The sequence below is a fragment of the Oceanobacillus neutriphilus genome (assembly GCF_014645515.1).
In the GTDB taxonomy this organism is placed as follows: domain Bacteria; phylum Bacillota; class Bacilli; order Bacillales; family Amphibacillaceae; genus Oceanobacillus; species Oceanobacillus neutriphilus.
Genome location: NZ_BMLW01000001.1, coordinates 96,628 through 114,019, shown reverse-complemented (window position 1 = coordinate 114,019; position 17,392 = coordinate 96,628). Strand labels below are relative to the sequence as shown.

Genomic DNA, 17,392 nt, shown 5'->3' with positions numbered 1-17,392 from the left:
TAAGCGATTGCTATGTTCCCGTTAAGAAACTGATAAAGCATTCGATTTTTACAGAATTATCGTGTAGAATAATGTCAAGTAAACAGATTTCACATACAGGTATAAAGAAACAGCACATCATGAAAAGTGGAAACATCCTATCATTTTTGTGCTGTTATTTTACTGTAATGACCGAAAAGAAAAGGAGTAAATGTCTATGAAGATTGCTGTCATGTCAGATAGCACAGCGTATATTGCGCCGGAAGACCGTGAAAAATACAGGATTCATATGGTACCGCTGAGTGTAACTTTTCAAGATGGTTCCTATCGTGAAGAATTAGATATTACAGCGGAAGAATTTTATCAAAAGCTTGCAGATTCCAAAGAATTGCCAAGTACATCGCAGCCGTCCATCGGTGAAATTACTAAAAAACTCGAGGAATTAGCAGAAGACTATGATGCGGTCATTTCTATCCATTTATCAAGCGGTATCAGCGGTACATACCAGACAATGGTAAGTGCAGGAGAAATGGTTGAAGGAATTGATGTTTATGCCTATGATTCTGAAATCAGCTGTATGATACAAGGATTCTATGCGTTGGAAGCAGCAGCTATGGCTCAGGCTGGAAAATCTGCAGATGCTATTTTAGCAAGAATGGATGAAATGAAAAAAACGGTCCGTGCCTATTTTATGGTTGATGATTTAACCAACCTCCAAAGAGGAGGAAGGTTATCAAACGCACAAGCGATATTAGGCAGTCTTTTACAAATAAAACCTATCCTTCATTTTGAAAATAAGCTGATTGTCCCGTTTGAAAAAATCCGCACGAAGAAAAAAGCAATATCCCGCATTCTTGGATTACTAGAAGAAGAGGTTGCTGCAGGCAAAAATCTCCGGGTTGTATTTATTCATGGGAATGACCTTCCTTATGCGGAAAAATTAGAAGCAGATTTTAAAGACAAGCATCCAGAGATAGAAACGTCCATCAGTTATTTCGGCCCTGTTATCGGTACCCACCTGGGACAAGGCGCTATTGGTGTTGCCTGGTATGAAAAATAAAATATAACTTCATTCAGCATTGCAAAAGCTCACTGAATGAAGTCCCCCCTATACTTGAGCAATTGTTATACAATAATCCGCATTTATGGAGGTATCAAATTGAATATGGATAAACTGATTTCATGTTCCCCCCGGCTCCTCGCTGAATCTTTATCCGGTAAACGATTATTAGAAGAAGAAATCTCTCTCCCCGAGAAATGTTTTCATGTTCTCCTCTCTACAAAACAGTTAATCCCAATTCCTGCAATAGAAAATCAAAAAGGCTCTGCAAGATGTATCCGGTGCGGTAATACATCAACACACTATTTTTCAGAATATCCCTGCGGCATCTGTCAGCGAAAACATCTGTATTGCCGTAACTGTATTCAAATGGGAAGAATAAGTGAATGTAAGCCGCTCTATATATGGGGTGGGGCAGAGGCATATTGGCCCGCGCATTCCAATCCTTTAACCTGGGAAGGAAAATTAACACCTGCCCAAAGCAATGCAGCAGCACAGCTGGAAAAGGCTGTTAATGAAAAACTGCCAGCCTGCTTGTGCTGGGCAGTATGCGGAGCAGGAAAATCTGAAATGCTGTTCCCTGCAATTACCGCCGCCTTAAAGCAGGGGAAACGAATCGCATTAGCCTCTCCGCGTGTAGATGTTATCCGGGAATTATTTCCCCGGCTGGAACAGGCTTTTCAGGGTGTGACCATCGAAGCACTTTATGGAGGAAGTGAGCATAAAGCCGGTAAGTCACAATTGATTTTGGCAACCACACATCAATTAATGCGCTACTATCAAGCATTTGATGTATTGATTATTGATGAAGTCGATGCTTTTCCATTTTATCTGGATAAAAGCTTAATGTATGCTGCAAAACAGGCAGCTAAGAAACAATCTACGACTTTATACCTCACCGCCACCCCGCGTAAAAATTTCAGACTCCAGATGAAACTGGGAAAGCTCCCGCATGTTTTTGTGCCTTTGCGTTATCACGGACATCTTCTCCCTGTTCCTAAATTGAAGTTATCCTTTTATCTCTCCAGCCAGCTTGCAAATAAAAAACTTCCTGATTCTTTTCGGAAATGGCTTATAAACAGACAGAATCCTCAGCGACAGTTACTGATTTTTGTGCCGAAAATTTCTATGATAAAGGAACTGAAAGAAGTAATTACATTATTATTACTTAAAACAGGTGCTATTTCTGCTTCAGAGGACTTACAAGCTGTTTATGCGGCCGATAAGGATAGAGAAACGAAAATAAAACAATTTCGAAACCGGGAATTACATGCTTTAATCACGACAACTATATTGGAAAGAGGGGTTACCTTTCCTTCTGTAGATGTTGCTGTACTGGATGCAGGTCATGAAGTGTTTAATGAAGCTGCACTGGTTCAGATTGCCGGGCGTGCAGGAAGAAGTGCAGATGACCCTGATGGTGAGGTGATTTTCTTTCATGACGGAAAAACAGATGCGATGGAAAAGGCGAGACAGATGATTTTAGATATGAATGAGAGGGGGAAAAAGCTTTGAATTCTTGTGTGTATTGTCATGAACAAATTGAACAGCCATTGACATGGTCTACCTGGCTGACAGTGAAAAAGAATAGTGTTCTGTGCGCATTTTGTACCGGTAAACTGGAGATAATTTCTGGGAAACGATGTAAGGTATGCAGCCGGGCCTGGGGCTCGTCGATTTGTTTAGATTGTCAGCAGTGGAGAGAGCTGGGCGATAATATTGAAAGGAATTATTCTATTTTTCATTATAATGACACGATCCGTGAAATGATTACACAATGGAAATTCCGGGGAGATTATTTACTGAGAGAAATTTTTCGAAATGAACTGAAAAGTGCTTTTGAAAAGCAGTTTGCAGATAATAATGCTCCCCTGGCGATTGTTCCAATACCATTAAGTGAAAGCAGAATGCAGGAGAGGGGATTTAATCAGTCCCTGGCTCTGGCAGAGATGCTGGATGCTCCTGTAAAGCAAGTATTGCGCAGGAAGAGCGGCGAAAAACAGGCAAAGAAGAACCGGAAAGCCCGTTTGAAAAGAGATAATCCTTTCTTTATAGCAGAACCATTGAAACAAGCTGCCTTGATCGTTGACGATATTTACACAACAGGTACAACAGTCCGGCAGGCAGCACAGCAATTAAAGCTTCATGGCTGTCCCGCAGTGTATTCATTAACGATAGCGAGAAGTTAAAAAGGATAAAAAACAGAAGTATCCCCCAAATAGATAAGCATTTTGTTATAATAAAGATAAATAATTAACGATTAATTTCCCATTGCCTATTAACAATTACAGTAATGCTGACGATGATATAAATAAGCAAAAAACATTTCGTGAAAATAAATCATTATAAATATAAAAATTAATAAATGAAAAAGTTCCTTCCCGGCAGGAAAGTACAGCAGAGAGGAGAAACAAGAATGGGAGAATTGGCAAACTGCGAACGATGCGATCGTGTGTTTGTGAAGCAACTTAGAGATATATGTAATGACTGTTATAAAAAAGAAGAAGAAGATTTTAGAAGCGTGTATAACTTTTTAAGAAAACGGGAAAACAGAACTGCTACAATTGGGCAGATTGTAGAAGCAACTGACGTTGATGAAACTCTCATTCAGAAGTTTATCCGGGAAAAAAGGCTCCAGCCATCCCATTTTCCGAATTTATCTTATCCATGTGAAAGATGTCAACGGCCGATTACGGAAGGCACTATATGCGATTCCTGTCAAAATGAATTGAAAGAAGATCTGGTAAGGTATGATGCAGTGAAATCGGCAGAAGAAAAAGCATTAGATGCTGAAAGAGAAACCACGTATTACGCAAAAGGTGAATGGAAGAACGAATAATATATGCGATTGGACAAAATAAAAAGTAATGCAGTTTCCAGATAAATTACTCATTACTGGTAAGGGGTGCAGAAAATGAAAATCAATGGACCGAATCCAACAAATTTTAATCCATATAAGCAAGCACTTAAGGATAGACAGACAATTAAGTCAGAATCATATAAAAAAGACAGTATTGAAATATCACAGGAAGCGAAAAAATTGCAGAAGCAGGAGCAGCCAGATGAAAAGCGTGCAGAGTATGTCAACGAAATAAAGCAGAAAATTGACAGCAATCAGTACAAAATAAATTATGAGAAACTCGCTCAAAAAATGCAGGATTTTTGGACTGGCAAGTAAGCTTTACTGGTCAAAGGAGGAAAGTTTGTGAGCATTCAGCTGATTCATGCAATGAATGATTTAACAGCAACACATAAGGATTTGCTGGAATTATCTAAACGGAAAACAGAGGCATTGACGAATAATAAGCTTGATGAATTTCAGGCACTGCTTTTAGAAGAGCAGAAACTTATCCGTCAGCTGGAGAAGCAGGAGCAGAAAAGGCAGGAAGCTGCAGAAGCATGGAAGGATGAACAGCATCATCCGGCGGAAACGCTGACCATTACAGAGATTTTGGGCAGATTGGATGTCGAAGAGCAGAAAATGGCAGAGGATGCTGCAGTTGCATTAACAGATACAATTAGAGAGTTAAAAAGACAGGAACATTTAAATAAAGCATTACTGGAAGAATCAATGAAGTTTGTACAGCTTTCGATGGAATTAGTTAACCCGTCCATCCAATCGATGAATTACGGAACAGCATCTTCGGATAAGATGTCCGGCCGTTCTCTATTTGATTCGAAAGCATGAAAAAAGGAGAGAAGATTTGATGAGCACGTTTCGAGGATTAGAAATGTCACGTCAGGCACTGAGTACACAGCAGAGTGCCTTATATACAACCGGGCATAATATTTCCAATGCCAATACACCCGGATATACCAGACAACGCGTCAACATGCAGGCAATGAATGGTTATCCGACCCCGGGTATGAACAGCCCGCATATGCCAGGACAATTAGGGACAGGAGTCGAAGTCGGTTCCGTACAGCGTATCCGCAATCAATTTTTAGATACGCAATTCCGGGCAGAAAATGCCTCTGTAGGCTACTGGTCTGAACGGACAGCAGCACTTTCTAGAATGGAAAATCTATTAAATGAGCCAAGCGATTCAGGTATTGAAGCTGCAATGAGTGATTTTTGGAGCGCTCTACAGGAAGCGGGGGCCAACCCGACAAATAATGGGGCGCGTGCAGTTGTATTGAAAAGAGGCGAATCATTGGCGGATACTTTTAACCATCTGTCAAAATCTATGAATACGATTCGTAAAGATTTACAAACGGAGACAGAGAATACGATAGATAAAGCAAATGCTATGATTGATCAGCTTGACTCCCTTAATAGTCAGATTAAGAAACTGGAAATCCACGGCTATAATGCGAATGATTTATATGATAAACGCGACAATATTCTGGACGAGTTATCGGAAATTGTGAATATTGAAGTGAAGTATGATAGTAGTCATATACCGAGTGGTAAGCAAGGGGATGGGGTAGCGACTGTAAATATAATTCTTGGCAATGGTAATTCGGTGGAATTGGTAAATGGTACAGATGGAACGACAAAGAAAATTGATAAGCCGGTTTATACAGAAATTGATGGAGTGGAAGTAATCGAAAGCATTAATGTAGGTGGAATAGATATTAAAACTTCTAAAGGGATCATTCAAAGCCATGTACATGCTTTTGGATATGTGGAAGGTGACGATACAGAAGTAAAAGGAGATTATCCAGAAATGCTGGGAAAGCTTGACGAACTTGCCTATACAATTGTCAATAGCTTAAATGAGGTGTATAAGGAAGGTAATCCTGACGCTTCATTCTTTGAAGAATTATCCGATTCAAAAGGAGCTGCTGGAAAAATGACAGTTGCTTTGGAAGATTATAAAGATATTATTGTTTCAACGGATGAAAATGCCAAAAATGGTGATCTTGCAAAAAAAATGGCAGATATTTTTACAAGCCCAAATGAAGGGCTGGGCGGCGTTTCTGTAAACGGCTATCTGGAATCAATTATTGGTGATGTCGGTGTTGATACCAGCCATGCCATAACGATGTTAGACAGTACCGCCACATTACAGCATCAGGTAAGTAATCAGCGTCAATCTATCAGCGCTGTTTCATTAGACGAAGAAATGACCAACATGATTAAATTCCAGCATGCTTATAATGCAGCTGCCCGTGGAATGACGGCAATGGATGAATTAATAGATACAGTTATTAACCGAATGGGATTAGTAGGAAGGTAGGTTAGAAAAATGCGAGTTACTCAAAGTATGCTTTCCAATAATATGTTACGTAACTTAACACATAGTAGTACGCAAATGAATAAATATATGGAGCAGCTATACACCGGGAAAAAGATAGCAAAGCCTTCTGATGATCCGATGATTGCGATGAAGGGCGTTTCTTACCGTTCAGAATTGGCAAGAATTAACCAATTTGAACGAAATACTTCAGAGGTGAACAGCTGGCTGGATAATACAGATGCTGCCATGGACCAGACAAACCAAGCAATGCAGCGGTTGAAGGAACTGGCTGTCAAGGCGAGTAATGGGACAAACAGCGATGACGAATATCAGAGTATTGTTGAAGAAGCAAAGCAGCTAAAAGAGCATCTGGTGGATATTGCTAATACGAATGTGAATGGAAGATATATTTTTAATGGTACTAATTCAGATACACCACCAGTAGAGGTAGATGAAAATGGAGTAATTACACCGAACTTTGACCCTGGTGATGTGCTTATTGAAGTTTCAAGCGGCATTACGGTAAAAGCAAATACAGATGGATCTACTGTTTTTGGTAAAGGTGAAGAAGATTTGTTTACCACTGTAGATAAATTTATTGATCGTCTTGAAACTGGAGAAGACATTGAAGACAGTATTGGAGAATTAGATGCCTCCATAGGAGGTATTCTTGATTCACGTGCAGAAATTGGTGCGCGTATGAATAGAGTGGAGCTGGTGGAAAATCGCCTGGCTGATCAAAAGATCGTAACGACAAAGACTTTATCAGATAATGAGGATGTCGACTTTGCAGAGGCAATTACGAATCTGATTACACAGGAGAGTTTACATCGGGCAGCACTTTCAGCAGGTTCCCGGATTATTCAGCCTTCTTTAGTTGACTTTTTACGTTAATTATAAAAGGATAACTGTCTTATCTTATAACGACCGGTAATATCTTTGGTCTAAGTATTCGTACACGTGATAGCTATATTTTCTTACAGATGATAAAACACCCTGCCCATTATTTTGTCTGGAGCAGGGTGTTTTTAGAAAATAAGATGGAGAGGGAACGGATATGGAGATTCCACAGATTAGAATGCATTCACAGCAGGCTAAAATTCAAATAAATACAGAACCTGCACAAGTACATATATCTCAGCCATCAGGGGATTTGACTATTAGACAGCCGGCAGCAGAAATCTCTATGCGTACAAAGCCGGGAAGGTTAAATATTGATCAAAGCCAGGCTTGGGAGGATATGAATTTATTAAGCCCGAAAAAGAGTATTGCCAAAAATGCACAGGCTGGCCAACAGGCGGCACAGCAAGGGGCTGCCAGAAGAGCACGTCAAGGCAATGCGCTCATGCGAATTGAAAATAATTCAGATCCAATCAAAACACAGGCGCTGGAAAATGGATTTACTCAGCAAAAAAGATTAGGGCTCGCATTTATCCCGTCTACCTTTGCGGTGAAAACTTCCTATGAACCGGCTGAATTAGATATTCAGGTTCGAACAAATAAGCCGATTATTGAAGGAAGAGTAAATAAACCAATCATGCAATATACAGCTGGAAGAATAGAAACCTCCCTTGCCCAGCGTGCTGAACTGACAATAGAAGTAGTCAATACGAAAATATAAGGAGTGTGCACCATGAAGATGACATCTACTTATTTAGGAGAAATTGAAGTTGATGAGTCAAAAATAATTAAATTTCCATCAGGAATACCCGGGTTTTCAGAGGCTAAGCAGTTTGTATTGCTGGAACTGCCGGATAACCCAATCTTTCATATCTTGCAATCGGCAGATGATGCCAATTTAGCTTTTATTATTACGGATCCCTATTATTTATATAAAGACTATACGTTTGAACTGGAAACTTCGACCTTGGAATTCTTAAATATAAAAGATCGCAATGATATTGCTATCTATACAATTGTTACAGTAAATAAACCTTTTGAAAAAAGCACGATTAATTTGAAAGCACCAATTGTGATTCATATGAAGGAAAATATTGCGAAACAGGTCGTTCTTCAAATGGAAGATTATTCTTCCAGGGCACCAATCAGTCAGCCTCTTCATGAAAAGGAGGAGAACTAATGCTTGTACTTTCCAGAAAAAGAAATGAAGCCATTCAAATTGGGGACGATATTGAAATAGAAGTAATTGCAATTGAAGGAGATCAGGTGAAGCTGGGGATTCGTGCTCCTAAGTCAGTAGATATATATCGTCAGGAAATCTACGTAGACATCAAAAATCAAAATAACCAGGCAGCACAATTAGATCAGAATCTTTTGGGTTTTTTAAAAGGAGAGAAATGGTAGTTTATATTTCACTTTTTGATTGAACAGTATTTATTCTTCCTTACAAGTCCTGATAAACTTAGCAGTAATGTCTGAAAAGATTGTATTTAACCCTTTACAATTTATAAAAGAAGCCGATATAAAAGATAAACAGTAAGGAGTGTAACATAAAATGGTTGTAAATAAAATTGGAGTTCAGGATACTTCATTTATCCCTCATTCCATTAAAGCTGTTACATCACCCGCTGCTTTACAATCTGATTCAAAAGAAAACGAAACAGCTTTGAAAGAGAATAAAGTAGTGAGTAAAGAGCAAGTAGAGCAGGTAGTTGATAAAATGAACGATTTCTTGGAGCCTGTCAGAAGAAATGTAAAGTTTGTCATGCATGAAAAACTGGAAAAGTATTATGTTACTGTCGTAGATGCAGACAAAGATGAAATCATACGGGAAATACCTCCAAAGAAGATGTTGGATATGTATGCGGAAATGGCTGATTTTATGGGGCTGTTAATCAATAAAAAGGTATAGAGGTGAGTAAAAATGCGAATTGGCGGATTAGCAAGCGGAATCGATACAGAAACGATGATAAAAGATTTAATGAATGCAGAAAGAATACCGCTTGATAAATTACATCAGGACCGGACAAAACTGGAATGGAAACGCGATGCTTTCCGGGATGTTAATAAAATGCTGGCTGATTTTGACCAGAATTTGATTTTTAATATGAAATTGAGTAATACCTTTAATACAAAAATTATTTCCTCGACACAGGAAAGTGCGGTTCGTGCGACAGGGAATGCTGGTGCGAATAGCGGGACGTATCGGATTAATGTAACGCAGTTGGCTGCTTCTGCGATTAATGTAGGAGAAAATGGGGTAGATTTTGATACAAAGCAGACTCTAAAAGATGCAGGAATTACTGGCTCAATTACATTTAAAACGTATGGGAAAGATAGTTCATATGGTGAAGACGGCGTAAAGGAACATAGTTATGAGATTCGGGATGGAGAAAAACTTTCAGATGTTATCAAGAGAATTAATGATGATGTAGATAGTCCTGTTCGTATGACGTATGATGAAAATTCGAATAAAGTTATTTTAGAAGCCACACGAACAGGCGTGTATAATGAAGGTGGAAATGAGATTGACTTTAGTTCTGATAGTAGCAATTTCTTTAATAAATTAGGCTTGGAACAGGGGAATGAAAAAGGCGCACAAAACGCAAAATTCACCTATAATGGTGCTTATGAAGTAGAAACTCAGGACAACCACTACCAGCTAAACGGTGTCACCTTCCAATTTCTAAATAAAACAGACGGCGAAGCAACTTTAAATGTAACCAATGATATTGATCATACCGTCGATAAAATCAAAGAATTTGTTGAAGCTTACAATGAAATTGTTGATAAAATAAATGAGTCGCAGCGTGAACAGGTTTATCGTGATTTCCCGCCGTTAACGGATGAACAGAAATCAGATATGACGGAGCGTGAAATTGAGCTTTGGGAAGAAAAAGCAAAAAGCGGGATGCTTAAAGGCGAAGTGGCTCTATCCAGCGGTCTGACCAGCATGCGTTCAAGCTGGTACAGTACAGTTAAAAATGACGGAGCATTTTCTTCATTAACAGAACTTGGTATTGAAACGACAGCTGACTACATGGATGGCGGGAAGTTAGTTATTAAAGATGAAGCAAAACTGCGGGAGGCACTTGCTGACGATCCTGAAAGCGTACAAAAGCTCTTCTCCAACAATGCAGAAGGGGAAGGAAGAGGACTGATCAACCGCCTTGAGGATGCTGTCGAAGGCACTATCAGCCAAATTAATCAACGTGCAGGGAAGGCAACAAGTGTGTCCCTGGATGGTTATGCGCTAGGGAAGCGTATGGAGGACATTAATAGTCGCATTGAAAATTTTGAACGCCGTTTGGAAAAAGTAGAATCACGTTACTGGAAGCAATTCTCAGAGATGGAACGTGCAATCTCTATGATGAACCAGCAATCCGATATGCTGATGTCAAACTTCTATCCGGCACAAGGATAACAATAAAGAGGGGATGACCCGATATGAGTAGTAATAAAGCGTATCAAACTTATCAAAATAACGCTGTAAATACAGCATCTGGCGGAGAGCTGACATTGATGCTCTATAACGGCTGTATTAAATTTATAAAACAGGCAATGAAAGATGTGGATAATAAAGATTTTGCTGCGAAGAATACGAATATCCAAAAGGCACAGAAAATCGTAAATGAACTGATGGTGACTCTGGATATGAAAATGGATATTTCCCATCAAATTCTGCCATTGTATGACTACATGTATAATCTTTTAACAGAAGCGAATATAAAGAATGATATAGAAAAATTAAAAGAGGCACTCAGCTACGCAGAAGAATTTCGTGATGTATGGAAGCAGGTTATTCTCAAGGACCGTCAGCAGAAATTTAAACAAGGTGCTTCCGTCTGATGAACCGGATCGTGCCTATCTACCAAATTACAGAAAGTATGCAGCAGCTATTATTACAAGACATTGATTCCCATAATCGGGAAGAGGTAATTGGTATATTTCAGAAAAAATTGGAAGAGAGAGGACAGCTGCTGGAAGCAATTGCACCTCCATATACAGAGGATGAAGAAAAACTGGGTCAGACAGTTGTGCAGATGAATAAAGAGATCGAGCAGAAAATGAAATATTTATTTTTTGCATTAAAGAACGAGATGAAACAGGTGCAGCAGCAAAAGAAATCGACAACAAGCTATTCTAATCCATATAAAAATGTACAAAGCATGGACGGAATGTTCTTAGATCAAAAAAAATAGAAAGTTCAGCTGTTCTAAAAGAAGAGATAATTGGTATTCATTAAACTGGTTATCTCTTTTTTGTACATTAGAAATCAATACTTTCCAAAAAAACAAAAGTTATTATTCATCTGATTAGTATTTTGTCAAAAAATCTTTAGGCTTTTTAATACTTGTATATAAAGGGCTGGAAGTGATTTGATAGAAAGCGTTTACTAAAAAATAGAGGTTTAGAGAAGAGAAGTTTGTGAAATAGTGCTATAATATATTTATAAAAGTATAGAAGGAGGACACTTACATGAAATTTAATATCAGAGGCGAAAATATTGAGGTTACAAGCGCTATTCGAGAGTATGTTGAGAAAAAGATCAGCAAACTGGAAAGATATTTTGATTCCGCTCCGATTAGCGACGTGCATGTAAATTTAAGTGTCTATAATGATGAACAGCGAATTGAAGTTACCATTCCGATGACAAATCTATTACTGCGTGCGGAAGTACAGCATATTGATTTATATGCTGCTGTAGACTTAGCGGTAGACAAATTAGAGAGACAAATTCGCAAATATAAAACTAAAATTAATCGTAAATTTAAACAAAATGGTTCACCAAAACATGCTTTTGCAGAGTTGGAAAAAGAAGCTAGATTAGCGACAGAAGAAAATAATGAAAGTGATATTGAAATCGTACGTACAAAACGTTTCAACTTAAAACCAATGGATTCCGAAGAAGCAATTTTACAAATGGATATGCTTGGACATGCTTTCTTCGTATTTACAAACGATCAATCGGGTGATACAAATGTTGTTTATAAACGCCGTGATGGAAAATACGGTCTGATTGAACCGCATGTTTAAATAAAAATATAATATACATTGATAAAAAGCAGTGCGCCTTTCAAATAAAGGTGCACTGCTTTTTATATTGGCTTTAAAAAGGAAACGTCATCTTTACATGCGTTTTTTTGCTAATCTAATCGTAGAAAAGCAGCCCAATAAATTAGAAACGGGATCCATTCACACAAATTTGTCGAAAAAAACATCAAATTTACAGTTTGAAGCTATTTTTGAGAAAAATAGTCGTTATTTGCCTTCAAAAAACCAATTCCCCCTGAGCAAATTGTCATTTTGTGTGACTGAAAACGTGATTTTGCTGATTCGCAGGGAACGAAAGGATATGGTATAACCAAATTAGAAAGAAAAGGAGGCAGTTTAATGCAGTATATCAACCAGCGGTTATTGAATGAACTGGAACAGCGTGTCAGCCAGCAGGAACATACTATTCAGCAGCTATTACGTATTGTAGCTAACCTCAACAAAAATGTTATACAACTATCCTCTGAACAAAAAGAAAAAATATAAAAGTAGTAATTTACGTACTGCTCTACGCAATGCTCCCACGTAAGATCGCCTCATCCAGGACTGAAATAATCGTTTCAGTTCTTTTTTTTACACTTAAAGTCCGAAAAATCATTTGGAAGGCTGCCATCGTGATAGAATTTCATTATGGGGAATAAGACGGTGTATGTAAGTTGTCATAACGGTTTAGGAAATGTTATGATATTAATGTTGACTATTGCCTAAAAGGAATGGTAAATTAATTAGCTATTGATATCATTAACTTTACACAATGGTATATTATATATTTTACCCATACTACAGATGATAAACCAAATCGTGTTTATAAGAAATAAAAAGTTTCAATTAACTGAGGAGCGTTCATTATGGCAGGAATTTTAACAAAGATTTTTGGTGACGGAAATCAAAAACAAGTGAAGCGTATCGAAAAACAGGTGGATCAAATTGAAGCATTAGAGCCTGAGATGGAGAAGCTTTCAGATAATGATTTACAAATGAAAACTAATGAGTTTAAAGAACGGGTTGCAGATGGGGAAGAATTGGACAACCTTCTGGCAGAAGCATTTGCTGTTGTCCGGGAAGCTTCCAAACGGGTGCTCGGGATGCGACCGTTCCGTACACAATTAATTGGTGCAGTAGCCCTGCATAACGGAAATATAGCTGAAATGAAAACAGGGGAAGGGAAAACGTTGGCTTCAACAATGCCAGCGTATCTTAATGCACTTTCTGGTGAAGGCGTGCATATTATTACAGTCAACGATTACTTGGCTGATCGGGATGCTAAGGTGAATGGAGAATTGTTTGGCTTTTTAGGATTAACAGTCGGCTTAAATCATAATGGCCTCCCTAAGGAAGACAAGCGTGCAGCATATCAGGCCGATATAACCTACGGAACAAATAATGAATTTGGTTTTGATTATTTAAGAGATAATATGGTGCTGTACAAAGAACAAATGGTGCAGCGTTCCTTAAACTATGCGATTATTGATGAGGTCGACTCGATTTTAATTGATGAAGCCCGTACACCATTGATAATTTCCGGATCAGCAAAAAAATCTGCATCTCTTTATCAACAGGCAGACCGGTTTGTGAGTACGCTGCAAATAGAAGCAGATTATACGTATGACGTGAAAACAAAGGCAGTACAGCTGACAGAGCAGGGGATTGATAAAGCAGAAAAGTTCTTTACTATTGAAAACTTATTTGATTTATCACATGTTTCCTTGACACATCATATTAATCAGGCTTTAAAAGCGCATGTTGCGATGCACAAAGACACGGATTATATGGTAGAGGAAGGCGAAGTCATCATTATTGACCAGTTTACCGGACGTAAAATGAAGGGTCGCCGCTACAGTGATGGTCTGCATCAGGCTATTGAAGCAAAGGAAAATTTACAGATTCAAAATGAAAGCATGACACTGGCTTCCATTACATTCCAGAACTATTTCCGGATGTATAAAAAGTTGGCCGGGATGACTGGTACAGCGAAAACAGAGGAAGAAGAATTCCGAAGCATCTATAATATGGACGTTATTGCTATCCCAACGAATCAGCCGGTTGAAAGAGATGATCGGGCAGATCAGATTTATAAAACCATGGAAGGTAAATTTAAAGCTGTTGTAAATAATATAAAAGAGCGGCATGAAAAGGGTCAGCCAGTGCTGGTCGGTACAGTAGCAGTAGAAACTTCGGAATTAATCTCGCAAATGCTGAAACGTGCCGGCGTAAAGCATGAAGTATTGAATGCGAAAAATCACTTTCGTGAGGCTGAAATTATTGAAAATGCCGGTCAAAAAAGTGCTGTAACTATTGCAACTAATATGGCCGGGCGCGGAACAGATATTAAACTGGGTGATGGTGTCAAAGAGCTTGGCGGTCTGGCGGTAATTGGTACAGAACGTCATGAGTCACGCCGGATTGATAATCAGCTGCGCGGTCGTTCAGGTCGTCAGGGAGACCCGGGTATATCGCAATTCTTCTTATCTATGGAAGATGAGCTGATGCGCCGTTTTGGGTCAGATAATCTGAAGGCAATGATGGAAAGACTTGGTATGGATGATGACCAGCCAATTGAAAGCAGAATGGTATCCCGAGCTGTAGAATCCGCCCAAAAGCGGGTTGAAGGGAATAACTACGATGCACGTAAAACTGTCCTTTCCTATGATGATGTGCTTCGCGAGCAGCGTGAGATTATTTATAAGCAGCGCTTTGAAGTAATTGATTCTGATGCTGACCTTCGTGAAATCATTATAAATATGATTCAATCTACGGTAGAGAGAATTGTCGGTACACATACGCAGGATAATGATGAAGATAATTGGAATCTGGATGCAGTTGTCGAGTATGTGGAAGGTAACTTGTTAGAGCAGGGTGATATTACAGCAGCTGAACTGAAGGATAAAGAAGCAGCAGAAATAACAGGCATTATAATGGAAAAAGTTAACCGCCGCTATGATGCAAAAGAGGAAGAGCTTACACCAGAGCAGTTTGCAGAATTTGAAAAAGTTATTTTACTGCGCACAGTTGATACGAAATGGATGGATCATATCGACCAGATGGATCAGCTGCGCCAGGGTATTCATTTACGTGCATATGGACAGAACGATCCATTGCGTGAATATCAAATGGAAGGCTTCACCATGTTTGAAGAAATGATTGCAAGTATTGAAGAAGAAGTCTCCAGATATGTCATGAAGGCACAAATTCAAGAAAATCTGCAGCGGCAGGAAGTAGTAAAAAATACACAAGCTATTTCCGGCGGTGGAGAAGGCCAGAAGAAGAAATCAAGAAAGCCAATTGTAAAAAATAATACAATTGGCCGAAATGATCCTTGTCCTTGCGGCAGTGGGAAAAAATATAAAAATTGTCATGGCAAGCAATAATATGGCATAGATAATGAAAAGCTGTAAATGATGTTAGAAGAATGAACAACTGGATGAAGGTTTACTTCAAGACAATTACTTTTCATAAAGCGAAACGTCATTCTCTGTTTTAAGAGAAGGAGTTCGGACGGATATCCGTGATTAAATGGAAAAGGAATCTGGATTGCAGCCTTTATCCAGTTGTTTTGATTAGAAGTTGTAATTTTAGGTTTTACTAGGAGGAGTCAGTATATGGAATTAAATGAAATTAAACAAGAGCTGGAAAAAATAACTTCACGAGTTGAAGAGTTCAGGGGGTCTCTTTGACCTCGAACAAAAGAAAGCACGAATTGCCGAATTAGAAGCACTTATGTCTGATCCGTCATTTTGGGATGACCAGAATCAGGCACAGACTGTTATTCAAGAATCTAATGGCTTAAAAGGTTATGTTGATTCCTTTGAAGAGATTCAAGAAACCTTAGAAAATCTGGAAGTTTCCTATGAACTGGTTAAAGAGGAAAATGACCAGGAGTTATTTGAAGACCTGCAGTCAGAGCTTCAGGAATTTAAAGAGCAGGTAAATAAATTTGAATTACAGCTCTTATTAAGTGAACCGTATGATGCAAATAATGCAATTTTAGAACTGCATCCGGGAGCGGGCGGTACAGAATCACAGGACTGGGCGAGTATGCTATTGCGTATGTATCAACGCTGGGCGGAGAGTCATTCTTTTTCCGTAGAAACGATTGACTATCTTCCGGGAGAAGAAGCAGGCGTGAAGAGCGTTACGCTATTAATTAAAGGACATAATGCCTACGGGTATTTAAAAGCAGAAAAAGGGGTTCACCGCCTTGTTCGAATTTCGCCGTTTGATTCATCCGGCAGACGTCATACATCCTTTGTATCCTGTGATGTTACTCCAGAAATGAGTGATGATGTGGACATCGAAATAAAATCAGAGGATATAAAAGTGGATACGTATCGTGCAAGCGGTGCTGGCGGACAGCATGTCAATACAACAGACTCTGCTGTACGAATTTCACACCTTGCAACAAATATCATTGTTACCTGTCAAAATGAACGTTCACAGATAAAAAACAGGGAACAGGCTCTGAAAATGTTGAAATCAAAGCTTTATCAATTAGAAATTGAGAAGCAGAAGCAGGAACTGGCTGAAATTCGCGGAGAGCAGATGGAAATCGGCTGGGGAAGCCAAATACGTTCCTATGTTTTCCATCCGTATTCTATGGTGAAAGATCATAGGACTGATGTAGAGACAGGGAATACGCAGGCTGTTATGGATGGCGACATAGATATGTTTATTGACGGATATCTCCGTTCGCAAATGTAATCAAGTCAAATTGTTCTTTTTTGTACAAAATGATCCCTTCAGGGTAAGACATAAAGAAGATATACTAAAAGTAACAAACCAGCAGGGAGGGATAAAGAAGTGAAAAAAGGAATCACTGTACTGTTTTTAAGCATGCTTATTGTTCTTGGAGCCTGCGGTAATGCGGATGATATCCGTAATGCTGATGAAGATTTGGAGGCCGGAGAACAAGTATACCGTAATAATTGTGCTTCTTGTCATGGAGCTGATCTTTCAGGGAATGCCGGTCCATCACTGGTTGATGTCGGCTCGAAATATTCCCAGGAACAAATTGCAGACATAGTTCAAGAAGGTATTGGCGGTATGCAGCCGCAGCAGCATGTAGAAGGAGAAGACCTGGAAGAGTTAACGTCGTGGTTATCCGAACAATAATATTTGACAGACATTTGCTTTGCTGCAGGTGTCTGTCAGCATTTTAGCATTTTTAGCTGAGTCTTTTTCGGGCAGCAGGATGTTACAAGATGTTATAAGAACATAA

At 39.0% G+C, this 17,392-nt stretch carries 20 protein-coding genes; all 20 read left to right on the top strand.

Translation table 11 applies throughout. The features are described from left to right. The first annotated feature begins 196 nt into the window (after window positions 1–196). Window positions 197–1,039 carry a DegV family protein gene (fakB, locus tag IEX29_RS00525; RefSeq protein WP_188732573.1) on the top strand — a complete coding sequence of 281 codons (843 nt, stop codon included), beginning with the start codon at window positions 197–199 and terminating at the stop codon, window positions 1,037–1,039. 105 nt (window positions 1,040–1,144) lie between these two features. Beyond that, the gene (locus tag IEX29_RS00520; RefSeq protein WP_188733026.1) at window positions 1,145–2,554 is read left to right on the top strand and encodes an ATP-dependent helicase ComFA; all 1,410 of its coding nucleotides are present in this window, start codon (window positions 1,145–1,147) and stop codon (window positions 2,552–2,554) included. Continuing rightward, a complete protein-coding gene (locus IEX29_RS00515) occupies window positions 2,551–3,228 on the top strand; it encodes a ComFC family protein (RefSeq protein ID WP_188732572.1) in 678 nt (225 codons plus the stop codon). Before IEX29_RS00520 ends, IEX29_RS00515 begins: the two co-directional genes overlap by 4 nt. Window positions 3,229–3,404: 176 nt before the next feature. Beyond that, window positions 3,405–3,878, top strand: coding sequence for a TIGR03826 family flagellar region protein (locus IEX29_RS00510; RefSeq protein WP_229720031.1), 474 nt, complete (start codon window positions 3,405–3,407; stop codon window positions 3,876–3,878). Window positions 3,879–3,953: 75 nt separating this feature from the next. Next, window positions 3,954–4,217: a flagellar biosynthesis anti-sigma factor FlgM gene (flgM, locus tag IEX29_RS00505; protein ID WP_188732570.1), complete on the top strand. Its 264-nt coding sequence runs from the start codon at window positions 3,954–3,956 to the stop codon at window positions 4,215–4,217. A gap of 27 nt (window positions 4,218–4,244) precedes the next feature. Continuing rightward, window positions 4,245–4,727, top strand: coding sequence for a flagellar protein FlgN (locus IEX29_RS00500; RefSeq protein WP_188732569.1), 483 nt, complete (start codon window positions 4,245–4,247; stop codon window positions 4,725–4,727). 19 nt (window positions 4,728–4,746) lie between these two features. Beyond that, window positions 4,747–6,222: a flagellar hook-associated protein FlgK gene (gene flgK / locus IEX29_RS00495; protein WP_188732568.1), complete on the top strand. Its 1,476-nt coding sequence runs from the start codon at window positions 4,747–4,749 to the stop codon at window positions 6,220–6,222. A gap of 9 nt (window positions 6,223–6,231) precedes the next feature. Continuing rightward, window positions 6,232–7,116, top strand: a complete 885-nt coding sequence (gene flgL / locus IEX29_RS00490; protein WP_188732567.1) for a flagellar hook-associated protein FlgL — start codon at window positions 6,232–6,234, stop codon at window positions 7,114–7,116. Window positions 7,117–7,279: 163 nt separating this feature from the next. Continuing rightward, entirely contained in the window at window positions 7,280–7,843 is a 564-nt protein-coding gene (locus IEX29_RS00485; RefSeq protein WP_188732566.1) for a DUF6470 family protein, read from the top strand. A gap of 12 nt (window positions 7,844–7,855) precedes the next feature. Continuing rightward, window positions 7,856–8,302 (top strand): flagellar assembly protein FliW, encoded by a 447-nt coding sequence (gene fliW, locus IEX29_RS00480; protein WP_188732565.1) that lies wholly within the window; start codon window positions 7,856–7,858, stop codon window positions 8,300–8,302. Then, window positions 8,302–8,526, top strand: a complete 225-nt coding sequence (gene csrA / locus IEX29_RS00475; protein WP_188732564.1) for a carbon storage regulator CsrA — start codon at window positions 8,302–8,304, stop codon at window positions 8,524–8,526. The genes fliW and csrA overlap by 1 nt, the downstream gene beginning before the upstream one ends. 151 nt (window positions 8,527–8,677) lie before the next feature. Next, the gene (gene flaG / locus IEX29_RS00470) at window positions 8,678–9,034 is read left to right on the top strand and encodes a flagellar protein FlaG (protein WP_188732563.1); all 357 of its coding nucleotides are present in this window, start codon (window positions 8,678–8,680) and stop codon (window positions 9,032–9,034) included. Between the two features lie 12 nt (window positions 9,035–9,046). Further along, the gene (fliD, locus tag IEX29_RS00465; RefSeq protein WP_188732562.1) at window positions 9,047–10,546 is read left to right on the top strand and encodes a flagellar filament capping protein FliD; all 1,500 of its coding nucleotides are present in this window, start codon (window positions 9,047–9,049) and stop codon (window positions 10,544–10,546) included. A 23-nt stretch (window positions 10,547–10,569) separates the two neighbouring features. After that, window positions 10,570–10,971 (top strand): flagellar export chaperone FliS, encoded by a 402-nt coding sequence (fliS, locus tag IEX29_RS00460; protein WP_188732561.1) that lies wholly within the window; start codon window positions 10,570–10,572, stop codon window positions 10,969–10,971. Then, window positions 10,971–11,324, top strand: coding sequence for a flagellar protein FliT (gene fliT / locus IEX29_RS00455; RefSeq protein WP_188732560.1), 354 nt, complete (start codon window positions 10,971–10,973; stop codon window positions 11,322–11,324). The genes fliS and fliT overlap by 1 nt, the downstream gene beginning before the upstream one ends. 277 nt (window positions 11,325–11,601) lie before the next feature. Further along, the gene (hpf, locus tag IEX29_RS00450; protein ID WP_188732559.1) at window positions 11,602–12,159 is read left to right on the top strand and encodes a ribosome hibernation-promoting factor, HPF/YfiA family; all 558 of its coding nucleotides are present in this window, start codon (window positions 11,602–11,604) and stop codon (window positions 12,157–12,159) included. 357 nt (window positions 12,160–12,516) lie between these two features. After that, window positions 12,517–12,663: a hypothetical protein gene (locus IEX29_RS00445; RefSeq protein ID WP_188732558.1), complete on the top strand. Its 147-nt coding sequence runs from the start codon at window positions 12,517–12,519 to the stop codon at window positions 12,661–12,663. Between the two features lie 362 nt (window positions 12,664–13,025). Beyond that, on the top strand, window positions 13,026–15,545 hold the full coding sequence (secA, locus tag IEX29_RS00440; protein WP_188732557.1) for a preprotein translocase subunit SecA: 2,520 nt from the start codon (window positions 13,026–13,028) through the stop codon (window positions 15,543–15,545). 231 nt (window positions 15,546–15,776) lie between these two features. Next, window positions 15,777–16,875 (top strand): peptide chain release factor 2 gene (prfB, locus tag IEX29_RS00435; protein WP_188732556.1). Its coding sequence is split into 2 segments (ribosomal slippage): window positions 15,777–15,839 and window positions 15,841–16,875, totalling 1,098 coding nucleotides; the frame shifts between segments, so codons are not numbered across the junction. A gap of 99 nt (window positions 16,876–16,974) precedes the next feature. Then, window positions 16,975–17,286, top strand: coding sequence for a c-type cytochrome (locus IEX29_RS00430; protein WP_188732555.1), 312 nt, complete (start codon window positions 16,975–16,977; stop codon window positions 17,284–17,286). Window positions 17,287–17,392 lie beyond the last annotated feature (106 nt).